The 23,631-nt window shown below is 31.1% G+C and carries 23 protein-coding genes; 8 read left to right on the forward strand and 15 right to left on the reverse strand.

The window, feature by feature from the left end:
* Together ACSVDA_RS05450 and ACSVDA_RS05455 are read right to left on the reverse strand one after the other, a co-directional pair.
* A partial coding sequence (locus ACSVDA_RS05450; protein ID WP_485881500.1) for an alpha/beta hydrolase occupies positions 1-653 on the reverse strand: 653 nt, incomplete at its 3' end.
* 122 nt (positions 654-775) lie between these two features.
* Positions 776-2,023 carry a MerR family transcriptional regulator gene (locus ACSVDA_RS05455; protein ID WP_485881501.1) on the reverse strand — a complete coding sequence of 416 codons (1,248 nt, stop codon included), beginning with the start codon at positions 2,021-2,023 and terminating at the stop codon, positions 776-778.
* Between the two features lie 878 nt (positions 2,024-2,901).
* Between ACSVDA_RS05455 and ACSVDA_RS05460 the strand changes: the two genes are divergently transcribed.
* Entirely contained in the window at positions 2,902-5,322 is a 2,421-nt protein-coding gene (locus ACSVDA_RS05460; RefSeq protein WP_485881503.1) for a M4 family metallopeptidase, read from the forward strand.
* 536 nt (positions 5,323-5,858) lie between these two features.
* On the opposite strand, the gene ACSVDA_RS05465 is transcribed toward ACSVDA_RS05460, so the two are convergent.
* Both ACSVDA_RS05465 and ACSVDA_RS05470 read right to left on the reverse strand, forming a co-directional pair.
* The gene (locus ACSVDA_RS05465) at positions 5,859-6,917 is read right to left on the reverse strand and encodes a DUF4238 domain-containing protein (protein WP_485881505.1); all 1,059 of its coding nucleotides are present in this window, start codon (positions 6,915-6,917) and stop codon (positions 5,859-5,861) included.
* A gap of 141 nt (positions 6,918-7,058) precedes the next feature.
* Positions 7,059-8,027, reverse strand: coding sequence for a helix-turn-helix domain-containing protein (locus ACSVDA_RS05470; RefSeq protein WP_485881506.1), 969 nt, complete (start codon positions 8,025-8,027; stop codon positions 7,059-7,061).
* Between the two features lie 30 nt (positions 8,028-8,057).
* On the opposite strand from ACSVDA_RS05470, the gene ACSVDA_RS05475 reads away from it, so the two are divergent.
* The 3 genes from ACSVDA_RS05475 (at position 8,058) to ACSVDA_RS05485 (ending at position 9,128) form a co-directional block, all read left to right on the forward strand.
* The gene (locus ACSVDA_RS05475) at positions 8,058-8,285 is read left to right on the forward strand and encodes an IS3 family transposase (protein ID WP_485881508.1); all 228 of its coding nucleotides are present in this window, start codon (positions 8,058-8,060) and stop codon (positions 8,283-8,285) included.
* Between the two features lie 135 nt (positions 8,286-8,420).
* Entirely contained in the window at positions 8,421-8,747 is a 327-nt protein-coding gene (locus ACSVDA_RS05480; RefSeq protein WP_485881509.1) for a YncE family protein, read from the forward strand.
* 45 nt (positions 8,748-8,792) lie between these two features.
* Complete coding sequence (locus tag ACSVDA_RS05485; protein ID WP_485881511.1) at positions 8,793-9,128, forward strand: phage holin, LLH family; 336 nt, start codon at positions 8,793-8,795, stop codon at positions 9,126-9,128.
* 141 nt (positions 9,129-9,269) lie between these two features.
* On the opposite strand, the gene ACSVDA_RS05490 is transcribed toward ACSVDA_RS05485, so the two are convergent.
* Positions 9,270-9,734: a hypothetical protein gene (locus tag ACSVDA_RS05490; RefSeq protein ID WP_485881513.1), complete on the reverse strand. Its 465-nt coding sequence runs from the start codon at positions 9,732-9,734 to the stop codon at positions 9,270-9,272.
* Positions 9,735-10,106: 372 nt separating this feature from the next.
* Positions 10,107-10,769, reverse strand: a complete 663-nt coding sequence (locus tag ACSVDA_RS05495; protein WP_485881515.1) for a hypothetical protein — start codon at positions 10,767-10,769, stop codon at positions 10,107-10,109.
* A 718-nt stretch (positions 10,770-11,487) separates the two neighbouring features.
* Here ACSVDA_RS05495 and ACSVDA_RS05500 point away from each other — a divergent pair.
* Positions 11,488-11,949 carry a hypothetical protein gene (locus tag ACSVDA_RS05500; protein ID WP_485881517.1) on the forward strand — a complete coding sequence of 154 codons (462 nt, stop codon included), beginning with the start codon at positions 11,488-11,490 and terminating at the stop codon, positions 11,947-11,949.
* Between the two features lie 294 nt (positions 11,950-12,243).
* Here ACSVDA_RS05500 and ACSVDA_RS05505 read toward each other — a convergent pair whose 3' ends face one another.
* From ACSVDA_RS05505 to ACSVDA_RS05515, 3 genes are all read right to left on the reverse strand, one after another.
* The gene (locus ACSVDA_RS05505; RefSeq protein WP_485881518.1) at positions 12,244-12,576 is read right to left on the reverse strand and encodes a DnaJ family domain-containing protein; all 333 of its coding nucleotides are present in this window, start codon (positions 12,574-12,576) and stop codon (positions 12,244-12,246) included.
* Positions 12,577-12,842: 266 nt separating this feature from the next.
* A complete protein-coding gene (locus tag ACSVDA_RS05510) occupies positions 12,843-13,049 on the reverse strand; it encodes a hypothetical protein (RefSeq protein WP_485881520.1) in 207 nt (68 codons plus the stop codon).
* A gap of 360 nt (positions 13,050-13,409) precedes the next feature.
* A complete protein-coding gene (locus ACSVDA_RS05515; RefSeq protein ID WP_485881522.1) occupies positions 13,410-13,772 on the reverse strand; it encodes a hypothetical protein in 363 nt (120 codons plus the stop codon).
* 446 nt (positions 13,773-14,218) lie between these two features.
* Here ACSVDA_RS05515 and ACSVDA_RS05520 point away from each other — a divergent pair, with 446 nt between their 5' ends.
* Complete coding sequence (locus ACSVDA_RS05520) at positions 14,219-14,689, forward strand: hypothetical protein (protein WP_485881523.1); 471 nt, start codon at positions 14,219-14,221, stop codon at positions 14,687-14,689.
* A gap of 243 nt (positions 14,690-14,932) precedes the next feature.
* Here the strand turns inward: ACSVDA_RS05520 and ACSVDA_RS05525 are convergent, their stop codons facing one another.
* The 4 genes from ACSVDA_RS05525 to ACSVDA_RS05540 form a co-directional block, all read right to left on the reverse strand.
* Entirely contained in the window at positions 14,933-15,235 is a 303-nt protein-coding gene (locus tag ACSVDA_RS05525; protein WP_485881524.1) for a hypothetical protein, read from the reverse strand.
* Between the two features lie 325 nt (positions 15,236-15,560).
* Positions 15,561-17,081: a phage head spike fiber domain-containing protein gene (locus tag ACSVDA_RS05530; RefSeq protein WP_485881526.1), complete on the reverse strand. Its 1,521-nt coding sequence runs from the start codon at positions 17,079-17,081 to the stop codon at positions 15,561-15,563.
* A gap of 1,663 nt (positions 17,082-18,744) precedes the next feature.
* Entirely contained in the window at positions 18,745-19,323 is a 579-nt protein-coding gene (locus tag ACSVDA_RS05535; protein WP_485881527.1) for a hypothetical protein, read from the reverse strand.
* Positions 19,307-19,834 carry an RNA polymerase sigma factor gene (locus ACSVDA_RS05540; protein WP_485881529.1) on the reverse strand — a complete coding sequence of 176 codons (528 nt, stop codon included), beginning with the start codon at positions 19,832-19,834 and terminating at the stop codon, positions 19,307-19,309. Before ACSVDA_RS05540 ends, ACSVDA_RS05535 begins: the two co-directional genes overlap by 17 nt.
* A gap of 212 nt (positions 19,835-20,046) precedes the next feature.
* Between ACSVDA_RS05540 and ACSVDA_RS05545 the strand changes: the two genes are divergently transcribed.
* Entirely contained in the window at positions 20,047-20,244 is a 198-nt protein-coding gene (locus ACSVDA_RS05545; RefSeq protein ID WP_485881530.1) for a hypothetical protein, read from the forward strand.
* Between the two features lie 277 nt (positions 20,245-20,521).
* Positions 20,522-20,950: a hypothetical protein gene (locus ACSVDA_RS05550; protein WP_485881532.1), complete on the forward strand. Its 429-nt coding sequence runs from the start codon at positions 20,522-20,524 to the stop codon at positions 20,948-20,950.
* Positions 20,951-21,928: 978 nt separating this feature from the next.
* On the opposite strand, the gene ACSVDA_RS05555 is transcribed toward ACSVDA_RS05550, so the two are convergent.
* Together ACSVDA_RS05555 and ACSVDA_RS05560 are read right to left on the reverse strand one after the other, a co-directional pair.
* The gene (locus ACSVDA_RS05555; protein WP_485881534.1) at positions 21,929-22,084 is read right to left on the reverse strand and encodes a hypothetical protein; all 156 of its coding nucleotides are present in this window, start codon (positions 22,082-22,084) and stop codon (positions 21,929-21,931) included.
* Complete coding sequence (locus ACSVDA_RS05560) at positions 22,081-23,241, reverse strand: AimR family lysis-lysogeny pheromone receptor (protein WP_485881536.1); 1,161 nt, start codon at positions 23,239-23,241, stop codon at positions 22,081-22,083. Before ACSVDA_RS05560 ends, ACSVDA_RS05555 begins: the two co-directional genes overlap by 4 nt.
* Positions 23,242-23,631 lie beyond the last annotated feature (390 nt).

The following is a 23,631-nucleotide window of genomic DNA, read 5'->3' on the forward strand; positions in this document are numbered from 1 at the left end:
CCAGAACCAATATATGAATGTTCAATACCTACAACTATATAACCATGGCTTACAAGCTCTTCTATTTGAAATGAATTTAATGATGTTGAAGAACCGTGAGCATGTGAAAATAGAAGTACTGGATATTTATATTTTTTATTTGAAACTCTAGCTCCCTTTATAGAGTTTGTTTCAATTTTGTTGACCCCATTAAATATAAATTGTGGGACATTTAAGTATTTTGATATCTCTTCAATAAAGTAAGCACTGTTTGGATGGTATGGTGTCCGATTGTTTTTTGTAATTTTCATATCCGTTGGATACCACAATTGAATAATTAATTCTCTATAGTCACTAGGTTTTTTTGTAAAAACTTCTTCCCTAGATTGATCAACGTAGTGTTCAATAATTTTACCTACATTGTACTCACCTGTGGGTTTTGGTAATTTAATTATTGGAAATAAGTAACTTAGCATGGTAACAATAATAAATAACAATATAAATGTTAGAATGATTTGCCATCTAAAATCTCCAAATATAAAATTTAAAACAGCCAAAATAACTGACGTAGCAAATAATACATTTTTAATAAATCTATTTTTAAAGTGGTAAACCCCCACAGCAATAATACTAATATACGATAAGGTAATAATTAATAACTCAAAGATATCCATTTCTAATCCTCCATTTTCTTAATTGTTGATCATGATCATTAACTATTATAAAAGATAGTGAGAACCCCACATCAATATGAGAATTTCATCTGTTTGTATTAAAAATTTTAAAAAAGATCGGGTTAACCCGATCTTTTACCTATGTATATATAGTTATATGTTTTTTCTCCTTTTAAAAGGTTTAACTCATACCTTCCAGGGTGGCTTTCAATGTAATTAAAAATAGTTTCTTCTTTCAATTCAAAATTTAAATTTTCTATTTTTTCTTTGATAAACTCCAGCTGAAAGTTCTTTCGCAACCCTCTATTAATTTCATTGTTTGCATGAAAATTTTCGTAACATACATAGCTTCCCATCAAATGACTGTGATCTTTTAAATAACCCTGTACCTTTTGAAGCAAAAAATCCTCGTGGTTAAGACTATATGAAGATGTACCAGTATCAATTAAAAAATCGATCGTATGTTGTTTAATGGGAATATTTAATAAGTCAGAGCAAATAAATAGTATATTCTTTTGAGTTTCATACGATTCTAGGATACTCTTTAAAACCTGCATCCTTTTATAATCTGGCTCTAATGCTATATATAAACAATTCTGTGGTAGTGATTCGTATATAAATCTCAACGAAGTCCCTATACCAGTTCCAAGATGTAAAATGTTATTAAATTGAAGTTGTTCAAAATCGATCCTACTATAAGACCAATCTAGAGATTTATAAACGTTATCAATAAATTGTTCATCTGTTTCCTTTATGTAATCATACATAAAATCACTAAATTCATTAATTACTTTTTTTTGATCTCGAAGTTTGTAAGAATCTTTGATTGTATTGGAAGTAAATAATATACCATCCTTTATTAAATATTGTTCATTACATTTACATTGTAATACTCCGTTTAAGATTTGGTTGTTCTGTATATCTCCGTCAATTATATTTAATTCTTGTTGGCATTTTTTACATTCTAATATTGATGCTGAGGACAACTTCATACCCATTTTCTTTATTACTTGGTTCTTTGTAGCATTAAAACGGTCAATTTCAACCTGTAAATTATTTTTTATATTTTGATATTCTATTATTTTATTATCAATTTCAACATATTTTTCATCAAATAACCTTTTATAATACTGATTATTTTGAAGAGAAGAAAGTTTCCCTATCCTTCTATATTTATTAATAGTTTTGATTTCATTTAATGAGAATCCTAAATTTTTCAAGTGAATAATTCCCTTCAAATCCTCATGACATTTATCACCAAATTGATATTGACCTGTAGTTTTTTCAGGTGTAATCAATCCCATATCCATATAATGTCGTACTGTATCAATACTTATTTTATTTTCATTCGCAAATTGCCCTATTTTCACATCATCACTCCTTACCTACAACTTCAGATATTACAATATTCAATATATGTATGTCCAAATAGAAAGTTGCTGATCAATAAGTAATACCCCTATACAATTGTAAAATTATATATATATTCCTATTCAACATGGGACAAATTAAATTTTATTAGTCGATTAAGAATGAGGACAATCAAAATATCACTTTTTGTTGCATATTAAGTGAATTAAATTAATCATTCCATTTACCCATATATATTATAACAAATTCAGAAAAGATGTGGATTTATTTGACAATGACTGTGATTGATGTAAAAACCTTAGCGTGATTATTTAGTTACCAATCGGAGAGACTTTTATATTTGAAAGGTCTATCTTCACGCCAGATGGCAAACTTGCTTAGTTGAAGAAAGGGGTCAGTAGTTAGATAGAAACCACAATGTCCATTAAATTTATTAGGAAAATGAACCTTAACTTTAAATGTTGAAATACACTATAAAATGGATATTTTATTAAAATTATTCCTTTTGCAAAAGAAAATAAATCGTATTCAAAACTTTCATTTTTACGAAGTTATTATGAGGATCTCATAAGAATTAAGGAACAAATGGGAAAAACCTTAAAAGTAAAGACTAAGAGTTTAATACTTATATTTATTGGTCTTATTATATTATTCTAATCTCTTTTATAAATGACAGAACATTTTTTCTAAGTAAATATTCCTAATATTTTGTCGAAATATTGTATATTTTATCGAAATATTATAAAATCATTACATCATGAAAGGAGGAGTGTCGCCTTTTAATTTAATAGTTTAAAGCAAAAAACCGATTAGTAATATACAATTAATCAGTTTATCTTGCTATATCGCTAAAATCTAATATACAAGGAGAGTCAGAATGAAAAAGAGAAAAATAGCTTCAGCACTACTAGCAACTTCATTAGCATTTGGGACACTATTTACACCGACAACTGGAGTTGTTTCAGCAAAATCACTTACTGAAAAAGCTTCTAATGAGGTAAAAGACAAGCTCAAACAACAAGAGAAACTAAATAAAATAAAAGAGAAAACGCTAAAAGCAAATGGTAAATTTAAAATTTCGTGGGATGAACAGAAAGGTGTTCCTCGCTATATTTCTGGTAAACTATCGGATAAAAATGTGGATATTGCCGTTTTTCTTGAAGAAAATAAAGATATTTTTAATATTGAAGATGGAAATTTTGAAATTATTAATACCGACACAGATGACCTTGGCATGACACACTATCGCACTCAGTTTGAAATTGATGGGATACCCGTTTATGGTGCTGAATTAATAGTACATACCGATAAAAGCGGTATTGTTACTTCTTTAAATGGACAAGTAGAACCTAAATTAGTTAACAAAAAATGGAGTCAGTCTATAAAACTATCACCTAAAAAAGCAATAGAAGTTGCTGAGCAAGAACTTAGTTTCTCCCCAGAAGGTGATACTTATACGGCTGAACCAAAAAGTGACCTTTACCTATATAACCACGAAAATAAATGGACACCAGTCTTTATAGTTGAGCTTCAATTTTTAGAACCGTATATTGGTAGAGAATTTTTTTACATTGATGCGAAAAACGGTGATGTACTAAAATCTTATAATCTTATTGAACATGCAGCAGAAACAGGAAGCGGTACAGGAGTTTTTGGTGATGTAAAAACTATTAATACCTATTCTGATAATGGATCTTTCTATTTGATCGATGCTACAAAATCCATGTTAAAAAATGATATAGCTGAACCAATTTTATTAGACGGTGTTATTAGGACACATGATGCAAGTGATGGGTGGAAGACTGGTTCAATAGTTTCAGATTTAGACAATAACTTTGATTCTTCTAATCAAAATGCAGCTGTTGATGCACATTATTATGCTGGTGTAGTTTATGATTATTATTTAGATAAACATAATCGAAATAGTTATGACGATAAAGGAAGCGATATCGTCTCAAGCGTCCATGTTAGAGACCCTGATAACTTAAATACTGGGTGGAACAACGCAGCTTGGGTTGGTACACAAATGGTTTATGGTGATGGGGATGGGACAACGTTTGATCCATTATCAGGCTCATTAGATGTTGTAGCACATGAATTAGCACACGCAGTTACAAACTTTTCTGCTGATTTAGAGTATCAGGCACAATCTGGAGCATTAAATGAATCTTTTTCAGATGTTTTTGGGATATTAGTAGAAGCAGATTATGAAGGAACATCCGATTGGTTGTTAGGAGAGGATGTCTATACGCCAGGTGTAGATGGCGATGCGTTGAGAAGTATGTCTGATCCAACTTTATATAATCAACCTGCTCACATGAATAACTATCAGAACTTACCTGTTACTAGAGATGGTGATTGGGGAGGCGTTCACATTAATAGTGGAATTCCAAATAAGGCCTTCTATAATATTGCAACAAAGATTGGACTAGATAAGTCTGGAAAAATATATTACCGTGCTCTAACAAAATATTTAACTTCTCAATCACAGTTCATTGATGCACGTAATGCCCTATTACAAGCTTCAGAAGACTTATATGGTGCTGACAGCTTGGAATATAATGAGGTTGCAAAAGGTTATGCATCTGTAGGTATTGGTAGTGTTGATGATACGAACGATACTTTTGGAGCATCATATCAATTAGATCCAGGTGAAACTTATTCTACTACGATTTCTTCGGGCACAGATATAGATTACTATCGTTTAAATGTAGAACAAGCTGGTCAAATTACTGTTAACCTGACAAATGTCCCTGTTGATTATGATCTTTATCTATATGATAGTAACGGACAAATTCTAAAAAAATCTGTGGAAGCTGAGACTTCTGATGAGTCTATTGTTTATTCTTCTTCAACACCAGGAACATTCTATGTTGAAGTTGTAGGGTGGAACGGTGCAAACAGTATAAATCCATACTCAATTACTGCAACTTACCCTGTAATTTCTGAAGAACAGGTACCAGAGGGCAGTAAGTGGTTCTATGAAATAGTAGATTATCAAACCCCTCATCCTTACACTAATTTGTACAATGACGGATTTACGTTTAATAAATCAGGAGTCAAAAAAGTCGCTGTTCATTTTGCTTATATTGAAACTGAAAAAGATTATGATTTTGTTCATGTAAAAGATAAGGATGGAAATATCATTGCTAGTTATGACGGTACTCATGAAGATTTTTGGGTGGAGACAGACGGTGATGAGATTAGTGTAGTGTTAGAGTCTGATGAAAGTGTTACAGCTTATGGATTTATCGTAGATCAAGTTAAATATCTTAATGACTCATTAATAGTTGATTAATAGCTTGTAAGATTTAAATTTAGCTAAATTCAGTCGCTATCTAATAAGTATTATTTTCCATTAAGAATGACAAGCACTTCTATTTGGAGTGCTTGTTGGACATATAAAGAGTCATATAATCACACCAAATTCATTATCTACACCAACATATTCCTCACCAATTTTTTTGTTTATTTTATAGTAATCATCACCAGCTATTTCAATTATCTAATTATTCGCACATTTATCCACAAGATGTTAACATTATCCACAGAATAAAAACAGCCCAAATAGGATGCTTACATTTGTATTCTGACTTTTATACCTTACATTAAAATACTTCTTTTATTATAAATTATCTAAGTTAATTCTTAAAAACATCGTAATTTCCTAACAAGTTATTCCAGTTGACAATTTTATTAAAATACTTATTCTGCTGACAACTCATATAGTGTGTAATAAGTTGATATATAATATAGATCTGATTCAATCTGCTGCCTTATGTATTGCATGATTTGTTCTATAAAAAAACCCAGCAATCTATATTCCATGATCTCTTAACCAAAATACAATTCTCGCTTTTGTTCACGAATAATATAACCTTTATTGCAGTTCTTCTTTAATTGATTGTTATAATTGATTAATTCTCCTTTTGAAAGTCTATTAATAAAATAATAATCCTTCTCAGAACCTTTTAACACAGAACAAGCCAGTTTAGGGCTTAAGGGAAAAATATATTCTTTTTTTCCTTGTGGATTATCAAATCTACAAACAGGATTATCGCTTGTTATAAACTCTCCATTTGGCGGTGCTATGTAGAAAACAATACTAGATTCATTAATAAACTTCTTTGCTTCCTCCATTATAATTCCCTTTCCATCTAAAAATTTACGATATTGTTTTAAAATGTAACTATGAGCATATTCATCATATAGTGTCTCTAAAAATGGATACAATCGTTCATTTTCTGGAATTTGTATGGATTTTAAGTCAATTCCAAAAAAGTTCTTATTCATGACATCATTAAATCCTTTTTCTAGTTCAGGGTGATAAGGTTTTGTTCTCCATTCAATTGAAACCATAAACTTTATAAGTTCTTCTCTTTTAATTGCTTTTACTTTATTTGTTTGTAGTTTAGGATCATGATAAGGAAATATTTCACTGAAGATTTGTGTATTTATTTGATTCCAATTATTTTCATATTGTCTATCCCAACCAACTTCAATATCATTTTTAGTTATTGAAAGAATAGATTTTTTTAGTGTATCTTTATCCTCCTCAGATACAACTTGTCCATTTAAATGTTTTATAATCCATTTATCATAATCGATAAACCTTCTATTCATTTCAAAGACATTATTCGTCACTTTACCATCAATTTCTACAGTATAGTTTTCCAATGGCTTAAAAAACATTTTACAGTCTTCTTCAGTAGAAATTATAGACCCAGCTCTGATTGAATGATAATTGTTCGTTCCAGCAAATTTTTTCGTACTTTTTTCTTGTCCTAGATCGTCGCTACTTTTTTCTACTACGTAGATAGATGATTTCCCATGTTTCCAAGACCTCATATAGATTTGAGGAGTTAGGTGGTGATAGATTGCTATCGTATTCATCTTTTCTCTCCTTATTTTTAAAATCTTCTTTACTAGCTAATGGTGGAATCCACTAAAATAGTTTAACTATCCCTTTCATTAGATTAACTAATCTTGCACAATCATACTTCCCTTTAATGTTGATAGTAGAGACCTACATACTTAAACTCTCATTTTTTTATTAATTCTAAATTCCTCTAACATCTCTTTTAAAATTTTTCCCGTGGCAATTCGTTTTTGTGCCTCTTTTCTCTCTTTTATATTGCCATACTCAATGTAATTATTATCTTGTTTTTCATTAAGTTTTCTTAAAAAAAACTCTTCATTCAATAGTAAATAATTATTAAATTGTTCTTTCTCTACTTCACTGTCAAATAATAGAACAACAGATAAGAATCTTTTATGTGCTAAAAGAGCTTCTTCACTTGTCTTCTTTAACAAAAATTCATGGAGCTTATACTTTATGTCTCCCTTTATGTAATATTTGTATGGATAATTCTCATGATGAAAATCATCAAAGCACAAGCTTTCCCATTCAGGCACAGAAGTTACATATCTACCACTATCAAGTACAACTTCTTGGTCAGTATATAGAGTAACTCCTCGATACTTAACTTCTATATCCCTATATTTAGTAGAACTATTCATCATTACATAAGAATAGAATTGTGGATGATTGCAATCATTATCAAGAGTGATAGATATAGTGAACTCAGGATAAACAGAGTGAAAGTATTCTTGTCCATTGTGCTCCCATTCATTTTTTCTTGATAATAGTTTTACTACTCTTTCTTTTGGAGTAATATCAATACCAAAACGCTTTTTCCATAAATATTCAATTACCGAAGGTTCAGAATTCTTATCTAATGGTGTATTACTGTCCCCTCTACGAGAATAAATTAGTCCTTCCTTTATTACCTTATACTTTTTTCCTCTTGGTTCAAGGTAATAGGGAACTTTCTCGGAATTAAGAATTAACAATACGTCAAGGCTCTTCCCTTCCATCTCTATTGTTTCAATTTGTATTAACGTTATATTACCACCTGCAAATGGGTAAGACCTCAACAAATCAAGAATATCTGCTTGTTTCCTACTTACATCTATACCTTTTATTTCTCCTGAATCTGACACACCAAAAATAATATAACAAATCCTGATCATGTGTTGTATTTGCAAAACAGAGTATATCATGTACTAGCTTTTCATTATTGCTATGCCATTTTTCTTTATAGTCCGTTTGTCAAAGGTAGGCAGTATGAAAGTTTAGAAGAATTAACACGAGAACTCCATGACTACGTGCATTGGTTTAATCATATTTGTATTCACAGCACACTGGGATATGCAAGTCCTGTTGAGTACAAAAACAGCCACCTTAAAAATGTTGTCTAGTTAGATGTTGACAGTCCACATATTGACCTCTTTGGGATGCTACTATACAAGTTTAAAACCTTAGATTAATTCACCTTCTCATGACTGATATCAGCGCATACACTGAAACATATGATTAACAAGGAGGTCGGCACGATGGTACTGGCTTATGTTGTTAGTATGTCACAGATGGATAATGTAACGGTTATTGACACTAAAACTCACTCTGCAATCGCCACCATTTCTTCTAGAAATATTCCAGACAATGCTAATATCGCTATTACTCCAGACGGAAAGATCGCTTATGTAGCTACTTCGAATGGAAACACTGTCATAGTTATTGACATAAAAACTCACTCGGTTATTGCTACAATTCAAGTAGAAAATAATAAGCCACCTCAACGTTTTGTCTCCTTCACACCAGATGGAAAATTAGCTTACGTAGGAAATAACATTGAAGGAACTGTATCGGTTTTGACGTAAAAACCCATACTCTAATCGCAACTGTAGACATTGGTGTAAATCCAATTGCCATCGCCTTTACACCGAATTAACCTCGATCATTCTGAACGGGGATTTGTTGGGTTACTAGTTCCATTTGTATTGACATACATAAAAAATAAAAACCACACAGAGAAGTTTAATAGTGTGTTGGAATATGCTGAGATTGCAGTTAAATTTGCTGAACAGTATTATGACAAATACTCAGGTGAGACTAAATATAAACATGCTGCTAATTGGTTATCTGAAAGAGCAAAACAAATTGGAATTGTATTAAGTGAAGATGAGGTTAGAGGTATTATTGAGGCTACACTTAAGATATTAAAATGGAATATGAGGATGCTTGGAAAGAAAAGAACTTAACTGAGTAGAAGAATTAATTATGGGGATGGGTTTATATATCTCTCCCCTTCTTTTAAATTGCCCATTCGTGATGTAGCCCATAATATATGAGAAAATCTATAATAATCTTCCAATTATAATTGAAAAAGCTCATGAAATATTTTAACTGAATCTAACAATACTTAAAACAGCATCGTTATATGTTGAGTTTCCTGACCCCATGCTTGCATTAACAGTTACTGAGATTACTTCATTCTCTACTTTACTTGTATACAGTATAGTTTTCGATACTGGTAACACTATAAAAGTTGTAGGTCTTACAACAGTGACAGATTGAATAATTGACCCAAATTTATTGCTATTCAAAGAAAACACAAACTCTTCATCTGGTTGCATTCCTGTAATCATTCCATATGTTATTTGATAATCTCCTATATTAGGAAGTCTAATAGAGTTTTTTTCTGTAGGAACACTAAAGCCTACACATGTCCCTCGATTTCCAAATATAACATTACTTGTCCCAAAAGGTGGATTCAGGGAACTTATTGTTCCAAATATCTCACAATACCCTAGTAAGCTACTTGGTGGGACGACCCTACATTTACAATCCTTGTTCTTATCATACATAATTTGCACCTCCAGTATACTATTCCATTTATATGATATATTTTTTTGATTGCTTGGACTAACGTTTTAGTTAGTCACAATTATACTCATTGTACATACAATAAAACATGTCCCGTAAATACATTTTCACATCTCTTCTCTGTTCCAGATTCTTTGAACAGAGTTTGCTAATTTTCAGTCTACTAAAAGGGGTATAGGGAGCTAAGTTACGATATACCGCGAAGTAGATTACTTATTTTGTAAAACAACAAAAGTTCCAATTTTTCATTACTGAAGAACTGGAACTATTCGACTCAATAATCATTGTGTAGAATAACAATGATTTATTTGACCTATCAAATTAATACAAACAAACTAGTTATTCCCCTTACTTTAAAATGTTTTACAATTTTCTGATAAAGTTGCAGAAATTGAATATTCACAATCGACATTCCCAGTACATTCTACCTCTATAAATGTTACATTATTAAAACTATAAAGAGTTATAGGATCTATGGGATTACTTAACTTAATAGTCTGAACTATACCGTTTTCTGTAAATCTAAATTCGATTTCCGCCCCGTTGCCACCTGTTAATTCTACAGTACCAGTAAAACCACGTGATACATTGTTATAAATTTGCTTTGTAGTACCTGGCGATAACATATTCGCCTCTTGCACCTGTGGATTTGAAATAACAACCCGACAATCACAGGAATTACAAAAAGGTGTTTTGCACCTTCCCGTTAAGGTTGCAAAAAAACTTAACGTTTGGTCATCAGTACCATCACCTACAACCCTCACTTGAGTTACATTCTCAAAATAGAATAAACCACGGTCAAAGCCTGGTTCATTTAAGGTAATGGTTCTGTCTATACCGTTTGACGTAAAAATAACATCTGCCATTCCTTCAGATATACTTGCATTTCCTGCAAAACCAAGAGATTCACCTATATAAATTAATTTGCCATCCCCCGGCAATGTATCCACACTTTCAAAACCTAGTGAATCAATAATAATTGGACAATTACAAACTATACAATTTTCATCCTTCAATGTAACATTTCCACAACAAGGACTAACTTTTTTATAATATTTACTCGTGTTCCCACCTCAATTCACACTTTGATATTTAAAATATCCTATGCCTGATTTTTTTTTTTTGATTGGGTGGATAACGAGATGTTAGAATAATTTATTTGCCTTTAGACACAATTTCTATTATGTTTATAAAATATTTTTATCATTCTATTCTTTTCTAAAGTGTCTTAATAAGGTACGCACAACAAGTGGAATAAAGGTCAATATCAGAGCCATAATAAATAATTCAAGCCATGCAAGAAATGAGTACAATTTAGACTTTTCTTGAAAAAACAATAAAGAAATAAAGTATTCCAAATGATGTTCATTTTGATTAAGTTTTGTATCCGACAGGTAACTGTCGAATTTAAAGAAACAATAAATTAAACCCAACATAAATAAACCTAAATCCCATTTATCAGTCAAAAAAAGCAATCCCGAGATAAAAATAACAAGTAGTATAAACACAAAAAATATAATATCTATAGTTATCACCTTCTTCAACATAAAAAAAACTTTCAATAAACACAATATCACATTTGTTCACTACTTCCATTTACAATTGACAATTGACAGTATTTCTTTCATGTTTCATAGACTACTGTCAGTTACAAAAGTACATAAACGAGCATTTACTAATTAGATAGAAGTGGTTTTATCGCTTCATAATAGCACTGAAAGGAATGAAAAAATTATGTCCGATTGTAGATGTAAGGGGAAAGGAAACAACGAAATATCTTGTAATTGTCTATTTGGTACTGTCACATTGTCAGATGGTAACAATGCAACGCCATTTGTACCTTTAACATTAACAACGGATACAATAAATGTTACAGAAAGGGATTGGGTAGTTAAGGTTGATACGATGGCAGACATACAAAAAACTGGTGGTACCACCATAACCGCTGTTAATTATGTAGTTGAACGAATAACAGGTGGAACTACTACAACATTATGTAGCTACAATGTGGTGGATGAAAGGATTACTGATTTCACATTAACCCCAAACAATACAGTGTGTGATCACCCACCACTGGGCTGCCATATGTATAGGCTGTCCATACTCGATAATGGTACAAATCTTTCCCTAACACTCGAAAATACTTGTCGGTGCATTAATGTCACTACCTTTCAAAAGAGCGAGCAGAGTAAATAAAGAATATGTAGCAACTAATTAATAACACACAAAATCCCTACTATTTAACAAGGGATTTTGCTATGTCATGATTGTCAATGTAAAGTACTTTATATACTACGTTGTCCTCACTCATTTGGTGAGGGTAATTTATAATATTTTAGTAACCACAATGTCCATTGTGTTTCATAACTACTTTCCAAGTAACTAACTTCTAAATAACACTTTGACACTCCCACCCCTAAAGGGGCAAACTGATAACTTACGGAAAAACAGTGGGTTTCTCGAGTGATTGTTAAACAAGGATACAGAAAATCACCAAATTATTTTGGCTTTTTCTAATTCATCCAGGTTTATTTGATTTTTTTGCATGGGGCTAGGACATATTGTGTTATGTTTACTAATTTTCTCGTTAATGACTATGACATCCTGTTCTGTTTTACAAGAATGTACTAATTGAGAGATTTCTTTTTGTAATTTTACCCAAGTAGGTAGATATCCCGCATCCTTTGCTATTTTTTGAAAGCGTTGATATGTGTCCATTTCTAAATACTCTTTAGATATTGGTTTACCTTTCCCCTTATAGTTATCTTTTTCCCCAGCTTCTTTTAAAATATCTCCTATTAAATCATTATATTTTCTTTCCATATGATTCCTCCATTTTTTACTTAATCAATAACTACCTTCTCATTCCCACTAAAATATTTTGGTTTAGATGACATTAATATTGTCATAAAGAGAACTAATGCAAGCGATGTCCCAACCAGAGAAAATGTAATACATACGAAGAGAAATTAAATGGTTATGGCATTAGTTGGACCTCAATGGTGGACATAATATCACTTTTTTTACTAAATAAGTAATTGAACTAAACTAACTCTAAATACAACCTAATAATTTCGGTTGTATTTAGCTTAAAGTGAATTGTTATCTCCATCTCCCATGTTTTTTCTTAATTGATCAAGATATTGTTCCGTATAAATTTGCTGAGATTTCGAAGCATTTTTAATTCCTTCTTCAGGTTCAATACTTCTATTCTTTTTCTTGACTCTGTAATCAATAAAAACACCTAAACCTAGTATTCCACCAAAAACACCTAAAACAAATAACCATAGAGGCATATTATCAACTCCTATCCTTTATATTTCATTCATTACTATAATTCTTTATTTGATAAATAGTTAGTAACATCATTTTATATGTAATACGAATAAGTTCATGTAAAAGTTGCAAAAATGGACGTAAAATTATAGTGGTAGTAAATATTATGATTAATTTCTACTCAGCACAGTGTCCATTGTGTTGCACATAAAAATGATTTATTTGACCTACCCTTTCATACAAGCTTTACTAAAATACATGCATAAAATTAAGTACACCCTTCTTTATTATCACTCACTCTCCTTGTCTCCACCTTTCATAAAAAAAGAAACAGGGAGAGTTTACATATATTAAATACTACTACAAATAATACCTTCTAGTTAGTAACAATCACATAGTACTTCGATAAAATCATTGTTATACACAGGAGTTCCTACCGTACAATTATCCCTGTCACGAAAATACAGATTTGCAATAAGACCCATACATTTACATTTATTCTCGGTTTCAATCAAAAGCTCAGCGTGTCGAGTCATATCAAAATCAAATGTTCTACGAGTTCCTGGAGGAATAACTATTATGTCTTCTTTAATCAACATTGGATCATTTTCATCATCCCAGTCAAATGCTGTAGCTTTTATTGTACATTCCTCTTCGCCACGATTTAGGATTTCTGTGTGTCCTTCAACGGTACCTACTTCTCGGTACAAAACACCGGTAGTTCGTATTTTTCCTTTGGCCATAAATACACCTCCTTTAACCTTTATAGTTCATTATATTCATTAATTAGAGAATAGCTTGGATATGTATATGTGATTTTAAAAAACTATGCTTTTATATAGAAGCATAGTTTTTTTAAATATATGAAAATTTAAAGACACATTTCCTAGTGTGGTTAGTAGTTACGGTAGTTAAATATACATTTTGTCTTTTTCTGGACAAAGGCTCAAAATAAATAAAGTTATAATGCATACAATATAATCTACCAGTAGAATCCTTGTATAAGGTCATTTATCACCTCTCGAAAATTTCGGGAGGTTACATAATATCACTTGTGTTTCCTAACTACATATACAATTGACAGTATTTCTTTTATGTTTCATAGACTTTTGTATGTTACCAAAGTTTATAAACCAGCATTTACTAATTAGATAGAAGTGGTTTTATCGCTTCACAATATACTGAAAGAATGAAAAAAATTATGTCTGATTGTAGATGTAAGGGGAAAGGAAACAACGAAATATTTTGCAACTGTCAATTTGGTACTGTCACATTGTCAGATGGTAACACTACAACACCATTTGTACCTTTAACATTAACAACGGATACAATAAACGTGACTGAGAAGGATTGGGTTGCAAAGGTTGATACTATGGTAGATTTAGAAGTAACTACTAGCGCTCCTAATGCTTTTGGTGTACTTTATTTAATTGAACGTATAACATGTGGGAATTCTATTATACTATGTAGTTTCCCTGTGTCAGATGAAAGACAGGGGAATTTCACATTAACTCCAAGCTATACAGTATGTGACACACCGCCTATAGGATGTCATACATATCGATTCTCTATTTTAGATAATAAATGCGCAATAGCATTTTTAATACTTAAAAATACTTGTCGATGTATTAACGTTACTACATTTCAAAAAAATAAGTAAACATAAAAATAGCCCTACTCTCCTTAAATTCAAAGAGTGGGGGGCTGTTTTCATGTCTTCATGCCATTGTAATACATTATATGTTCTCATGTGTTTTGGTGCAATCAAAGAGAGAAAAAAAAGTTGTTCAACACAATTTCTAATATGTTTACTTAATAAAAGCCACAATATAATAGCGATTAATGTAGGGGGTGCTGCACCCACTATATCTCTAACCTCAAACAATTCAACTATCATAAAATCCTACGCTTTACGAATTTCATAAGTGCCAACGCATTCTTTCTCACTTTTTGTTTTACAGCATTTTACTCTTACGAGATTTAAACCTCTACGCTCCACGGTAACACCTTGACCATTATTTGGGAGAGGAATTGATTCAGGGTTATCATTAACTTCTGAATAAACTTCTACAATCATTTTACATTTACTTTGATTTGTTACAGTTACTGCTCTAGTTATCCCTTTGAATGGTTTGTTAGAATAGTACATTGTAAATTTATCATTACAAGGTTGTTTTATCTTTCCTTTACCAATTAAATTAGACATGTGAAAACCTCCATAATAGTATAATATTTCAATTTATACTATGCATATAAGGATGCTATGGCTTTAACAGATGTCTAATTACAAATACTAATATCGAACGTTGTAGTATACTTTTTATCACTTATGTTTACTAGTATTTTATCTGTTTTACATTTTTTTATAACAATAACCCCCGTCATCAAAGAATGAAGTCGGGGGTTATTGTATTTGATTCTTTTGAGAGGAAACTATTTCATCGCTTCATAATGTATTATTCAATAATAGAAAGGGAATATTTTGTGAATTACCAACCCATGCACGTTATTCATTGTAAATAGTCTTTTGGCTATTCTTCAATTAGCTTTGGCTCCCAAACATATACAGAATCTGTTGGCCCATTATAGACACTTGGCCAAATGACAACAGTTACACCATCATTAGTAGAAAACGGTTGATCAGTTGTTACTGAGAAATACTCCCAATCAGTTGTAACGTCAACTTTTACAGCAGCTGATTCTGTATTATTACGATTTTGAACCTTAATTTGTGCTTGATGGGGTTCATCTGCTTTCAGCCATACTCCAAATGTATATTGATTTCCGTCTGAAGCAACATCTACATATTGTTGTACCGCACCGTTAACCTCTTTTTGGGTTAATTTTTGTGCAGGGTCACCTTCAGGAGTAGTTTCTGATTCATATCCTATTGAAACATTAATATTTCTCCAATTTGAATCTGTAAAATCACTAATAGAATATTGGTCTAGTAGATTCTGTTCTGGAATTCTGAATCCATTCTCATAAACTTCGACTGCACGATAATCATCTGTTGGATATGAAAAAGATCTATCTCCAACTGTTGTATTTAAATCACGTTTACCAATGCCGCCATCAACCAAATAGATTTGTTGAAGAGAATCAACAATCTCTTTTAATTGTTTTGATGGAACTAGTTTATAGTCTCCTACTAGGTGATAAATAGCATACATATATGGATCATCAAATCTTTCTCCAAAATTATAAGAATATGAAACTTCATGGGAGTTCTCAACATCAATAGAAGAACCAAAGCTTTCTGTCAACTCAGTGCTTATTTCAGCAGTTACAGTTGCAATGTCTCCAAATCCGAGTTCAAAGCCATAGCTTGCCCCAATTGTATTACTAATCTCTCTAGATTCTGATTTTGTTATACCAGTAGTGTATGTTTCACTAAAAGATGCAGGCTCACCACTATAATTTGTAACAGCATTTCCTATTCTTTCATAATATGCATCCAATATTAAGGATGAGTCATCGTCAGCTGGAAGTACATCAGGATTTAACATTAACGTTCCTAGTTTTCCTTTTTTGTCAGGTACTTGTTTCCATAAAAAGTGTATATATTCGTTATACTCACCGTTGTTATCGACAAATCCAAAGAAAATGGGATTGTCATCAGAGTCGTGGTTAAAATTTGGGTTTAATAAGTCCACGTCTGGCAAAATACCTGCAGTACTCTTTGTCCAATTTACATTATCTTCATAAATATCTACCGGAATATAATCTAACAATGAACCAGATATAGTCGTAAGTCCCCTTTGCAACTGTTTAGTATCAGATGGCAATGTTTTTGACATATCCCACCCCTTAAGAGCTTCCAATAAGTCTGGTACGGGGGCTGCAGGATACGAAGGAGATAATGATTTCAATCCTCCAAAACTAAGATTATTATTATCATTAGTATCAACAAGTTTAGACACAAATACATTATTCTCTTGATTATCAGCTATTTCTTGTTCTTCACCAAAGGAAGTAATTGGTTGTAACCCACTTGACACTAACGTTACTGCCAAAGCTGATGTCGATAAAATTCTAAAAAACTTGTTCATGTTATATCCCTCCATAATATAGTTAGATATTTTTTATTAATCACAATATGCCTATCTGAATACTATGATTTAAATTAGAGTTAATCCTTGCTAGCCGGTTAGCTACTGTTATTCTATTAAATATAGAACCATTTATTCAATCCGTTAAATCAACGCTGAGGAGTCATTTTTCAACAAAATCCACCTATGTTTCTATCATTTTCACTATATTTTACATAGTTGTGTCAAGATATTAATATTTATAATAGTTACAAAAAGTATTGGAATTAAAGTAGTACAATGGTTCACCTGCTAATCAGCACATCGTTAACAAATAAGTAGATTCATTACCCTGTTTACATCTTGAAATAATCAAATAACAGAGTATTAAGATAGTCTTACTAAGAATTTTAATTAAACCTTCCTACATCAATAGTACATTCAATAGGTCTAGAACAAAAATATTTTCAAATTATTAAGTATATCCTGTGAAAATAAGTTGCCCTCCATTAATCTCCAATATTTTCGATTAAATATGGTCATCATTTGGTACAATTCCTTACTATCATTTTGCTGTTCTAGTAATTTGAAATAGTTCCTTACAGTTCTCAGTTATTACCACTATCCACTTGGCTACCAACCAATATAAATATTTTTAATAATAATACCCTTTACTATTTCATAGAATCACATCTCCTATGCTCTATTTAATTCCACATAATTTTTTTTTGTTTAATCTCTTTGAGAACACAGGTAATCCAGTGTGAAAGATTTAGTTTACATATGCCCTCATTATCTAATATATAAATTTTTTTGTATGAGAGGTTCTTAGTTGATTAAATATTAAGATAATTATTTTTCAACATTTCCCCTCCTTCTACAAAAAATTATAAATAGCATATAACGATGGGTAAATAGGTCAATTTTTTTTGACCTACACAGTGGATAAGCCATTTTTTGACTATAATATTATGCATTCTTATTATTTCTCCATTTTTTGCATAATTGTATCAAGATATTTATATTAGTTATTCAATTAAATTATATTAGAAATAAAGATTGTTAGAATGATACTTCTGCAGCTCACCTCAATGTCCATTAAGTTTATTAGGAAAATGATTTATTTTCCCCAGCACATTTATACAAGCATAACTAACATAACTTATATAAAATAAAGTACACCCGTTATTATCACTCTCCCCTCCCTGATGTCTCCTCCATTCATGAACGATCAGGGAGGGTTTACATACTTTACCCTTCCGTTATTAAAACCTCCATGTCAAGCGTTTGATTGGTTGTTTTTAATAGCAGCCAATAGATGAGTGCTTTTCGACTTTTTCACACTTACTCAAATGTCCTCAAATCTAATACCTTTTACTTTTTATTTCTGTATTTTGTACTTTGTAAAGCACAAAATTAAAAAGCCCTATACCTGGGAATAGGGCTTTAGAAATCAATTGGGAAGACTAAATATACCCAGAGAATATGATATGTACTTCCTATACATATTGTGTAGGTAATGGAGCACATTCATGGCAGTCAATCATGCTGTTTTATTAATATATAAAATTATAGTTGTTAATGTATTTATTCACGATAAAATTGTTCTTTTATTATAAACTTCATCATCTTATCTATGTAAAAATCTTTTCTGTTATAAACACAAGTAACTAACTATTTTTATCTAAAAATTTCTAACTCTCAAATGATATTTACCTCCAATATTACCTGCAAGTGAATATACCTTAATTTTATATTTACCTGAACCATATAAGCTTAAATCTACTGAATATAACCTTTCCTGCGAACCAGCAGTAGTAGATTCTCCAATCAAACTTCCATCAGGAGCATATACTTTGTATTTATAGTTGTAACTATCATGTAAGTTATTTAACCAGAAATTACACTCTTCACCCGTAGTTATATCTAAATTGATGTAATGAATAGTAGAGCTTTCATTGAGCACTTCAATCACACTAAGTGCAGCCTCTGTTTTATTTTCCACAGGTGTAGAAGCATTCCCTAATTTGTTAAATTCTTCTTCAGACATGTATGGTGCTAACAAAATACCAATAATACAAAATACTATTGCTAAGCCAGCCAATGGGAGGACTCTGAAAACATAATTGTGCCTTTTGTTTGTTTTATTTAAACCCTTCTCTATTCTATGTCTTAACTCAATTTGCTTTTGAGTATCCCAGTGTATGCTCTCATCCAGGCTTTTTACCTGATCAAATGGATATTCTTTAGGGCGTTTGCTCATAAACATATCCTCCTTCAGTTAATTCTTTATGTAATGCTTTCATAGCTCTAGATAATGTTGATTTCACCTTACTTTCAGACCATCCCAAAATTACAGCAGTTTCTTTTATTGATAATTCTTCTATCTTCCTAAGAATAATAACTTCACGATATGTCGGTTTAATTTGTCTTAAAGCTTTAAATAAATCACTAACACTTTCATTAGTGATGAAAACACTTTCCGTTGAAGGGATGGTTTCTTTTTCTTTTAATAAAGGTTTAAGATGTTCAATAATATTAAATTTGTTTCTCCTTAGATAATCCATAGTAACGTTATGGGCAATCTGAAATATCCACGTTTCCATTTTACCCCTGTTTTTTATTTGGTGTAATGAGTTTTTTATTTTAATGAACGTATCGTGAGTTAAATCCTCTGATTTATGATAATCATTAGTAAGGGTGTAGATAAACTTAAAAATCCGTTTACTATAAACGTCATATAAATGAAGTACCTCTTTATTTTTATTGTCCACTGTACTCACCTCTTTCTCAATAAATGCATTTGTATTTATTGATGAAAATCTATCTTTCCTCCAATTATATTAAATATATTATCTTTTTTTTAAAAAAAGTGTGACAAATTTCGATGCTATTCGTCTTACATATGAATTAATTAATTTAGGAGGGATTTTATGTAAAAGAAATTAGCAGTTGGTGTTTTAGCGACAAGCATTGCTTTACAGGAGTGGGAAATGCATATGCCGCAGATAATACTCAACAATTATTTACTGAAAGGAAGGTTATATCTGAGTTAAAGGACATTTCTTTACAAACTTCAGTTAACCTTGGTGATATGTATGTAAGTTTTGGTAAAAGTTATCTCCTAGAAAAACTATTTACATTTGCAAAAGGAGATTCTACAACTCTAACAGGGTGCAAATAGTAATTCGGAAGAATTTGAATTTACAGTTGGATTTAAAGACACAGATTTTAATGATTTAGAATCAAAAAAAATTACCTCAAGGGGATCATTTAGTTTTAATTTTCAAACATGGGAAGATATTGACGGGTACTTTTTTATTAAGACAGCTAGAAGCATCGATAATATACATTACGATTTTCTTGGTCTCTCTGTGTCTTATTAAGATTTTTGTTATTTGCTTCATATGGGTTCTGTCGTTCTATGTTTTTTTATGAAATCAAAAATGGGGGAAGAAAGTATGAAAAAAATTGCAGTATTACTAGTAGCTATTGTAAGTATAGTAAATTTATTTCCACAAAGTTCAGTTCAAGCAGCAGAGTATAGTAAATGGTGGAGTATTGACGGTATACCTGGTTGTGAAGTCAGAGTTGTAACAGATAAAAGCGATTATTATTCAGGGTCAATAAATGTATATGCACAGACTAATGGAGAGTGTGGGAAACTTTATTATCAAATGGAGCTTTATGATGTATCTTATGACTGGGATCATAGTTATAGCCCTAAAGGATATTTTACTAGTCAAACGCCTACGAAGAGTTTTAGCGTTAGCGAAATTCCGGTTGGCCTAGAACCTCTAGATGTATTTGTTGAAATAGACCTTTATGAAAATTCTGATTATACAGGATTTTTAGATAACGCTCGCTCAAATCTCGTGACAGTTCACTAACTTGCCGAGTAAATAAAATAAAAATAGGTAAGACCCTGTTTGCATTTTGTAACCTAGGGTTTTACCTATTTTAATGATCCGGTAATCACAACTACAAGAGTTAAAGCTATGATCCAAAAAAGCCAACCTTTAAACTCAGGCTTTTTAATAGTGTTACTCAACATTATCACCTCATTTGGCAATCCTACCTCGTTTAGATACCATTTTTCTTCTGTTAAGTGTTAATTGCATTATTGTTAAATCTTGTTGGATTCTATCTAAAAGATATTCTGCTTTTCTTATTTCGTCTATAGATTTCTTAGCTCTATTATTTAGAGTTTCATCTACATAGCCTAAAGTTTTTAATAGTTCACCAGAAATTTTTTCGTACTGTTTTATATCCTTTATTTTAATCCCTCTCCCTTCTCATACCTCGTCCACTTTAGCCTCAAAATAGCAGTAAAACGCTAAAAGGCAGTAGCGTTTCACTTGGAAAAATATGCTATATATAAGTACTTAAAGGGGAAATTTGGTTACTAACTTAATTTTACCAAAGTAATAAAAAGTGTGATTTTGGCTTGAGAGGCGATTTAGAAAGGTTGTGTATTAGTTTTCTTTAATATGCTAGGGATCCCTTGAATTTATATAAATATATTTATAATCGAATAAACTTTACTCGATTGTTTTAGAATTTGGTGAGAATAAAGAATTTATATCTTGAATTATTTTTTCAGCCTCAATATCAGTAGCTGTATCTTTTTTTCCAACATGTCCACTTCAATAAGTTTTCATTCATAACATTGTATGTATATTCAATAATACTGCTTAGTTCTTTTCCAATTCCTTTGTTTTCTTAGACAAACCAAATCTCTCTAGATCCATATGTAAAAAACGTCCAGTTATGAATCATTATTACTCAAATTCATTTTTTCCGAAGTCGTAAAACGGAAGATGGACAGTGTTCAATATAAACACTGTCCATCTTATTTATTATTAAGTTTAAACTAAATCTGGGTCAATTGGAGATAAAGTTTTAAAACTAACTGGTATTTTCTGATCATGGTTATTGCTTAATGCCTCTTCATTCGATGAGACTGTGCCTATGTTAAACAGCACAATAGCTAAAACCAAAAGAGCTGCTATTGCTTTTTTCAATTCATTACACCCTCTTTTTCTAATTTTTGCATCTCCATAATTGGTAACTGAGCGTAGTGCATGTTACCTTGTGATTTAAACAAAATCATGGATATTCTAAAGTAGTCTCGCTTTATTGATTGTTTATGAGCTAGTAAGCCTTTCATAAAACTAATAAATGGAGCTTCATAGTCTTCATATGTAGCATTATCCATCACTTGTTTAGATTCTTCTACTAAACCTTTTTGGTATAAATAATAAGCTCGATCAAAATCTGTTAGACTACTATTTGCACTATCTGCACTTTCTAAGTCTATAATATGATAACATTTAGCAAAAAACAAGTGAGTTTCAACGGCTTTACTATCACGAGTCATACCATTTTTCTCATACAAGTATATGGCCTTTTTGAAGTCAGTTTCACAAGCTTTATAATCATAATAAAATTGAGTTAAAGCTGAAGAAAAGCATGCCGAAGCCTTAACTCTATCACCAGCAAACTCACTTTTTACAATCTGTCTTAACAGTGTTCTCACTTCGTCATATTTAAATAATTTCATTTTTGCTCTAGCTTGGACATCCAAGGCTCTTGTTGAATAAGTACTACATAAATAGTCCCCAGGCGCATCTTTAGCAAGAGCCAATAGTTCTTCGCCCCTAATCTCCAGTTCAACAAAATTACCATTTTCTGATACAACTAAAGACTCTATGAACGTAAGTAAATACTTTACAACAGGATCACTGGATTTTACTAACTTAGCCTTTAATATGATATCAGACCATTTCTTATTTTCAATCTTTTTGGTCAATAAAAGCTCATATAGCTTAGATATTTTCTCCAAAGTAATATTTTTACCATGGCATCGATTAATTATTTCTTTTAGAAGATCATAGAGACTATTTTCTAATGCATAATCCATTACTTTTATTAAGTTATTCGAGCCAATATTAGACTTACTGAAATCTTTTACAATTTCATGTACATATGCTGAGTTATCCGTATATACTCTTGCCAGTCTAATGATGTATTCCAATTTAGGTTCATTTTTAGAACCATTTATTAAATAGTCTTTGATATTTGCTATCGTTTTGTCCGTAACATTTATAGCCTCACCAAGAGCTACGTTACTTCGCTCATCCAGAATTATTTTATTGTGGAGATTTTCAAGAGTTATCATTTGAAATTTTCCTCCTTAGAAAAAACCATACAATATTATGTGTGATAATATTTATTTCAATAGTTTGTGATTTCGGAATGTTCATTTATATCAAAATATACTTATCTATTAAAAATTCTTTCTTAATTATACCAAATTACTAGAAGAGATTTACAAGTAAAATATTACTATTATTATAATCTAACTTAGAATAATAATAATTCTACATAGTGCATTAATCCTATGTTTTAAACATTTTGTTAAATATTTTTCACAGTGAGTAATACTTACTTCATATCTCATCTGAAATTTTGTCGGCCTCCATTTCTTTTGATTTAACAGTATGTCCGTCTATGTACTTCTTCATATGGGCTACAGAGTAACATTACCATATCAGTAATAACAGATTCA

The organism is Cytobacillus sp. Hm23, assembly GCF_051842895.1.
In the GTDB taxonomy this organism is placed as follows: domain Bacteria; phylum Bacillota; class Bacilli; order Bacillales; family SM2101; genus Nanhaiella.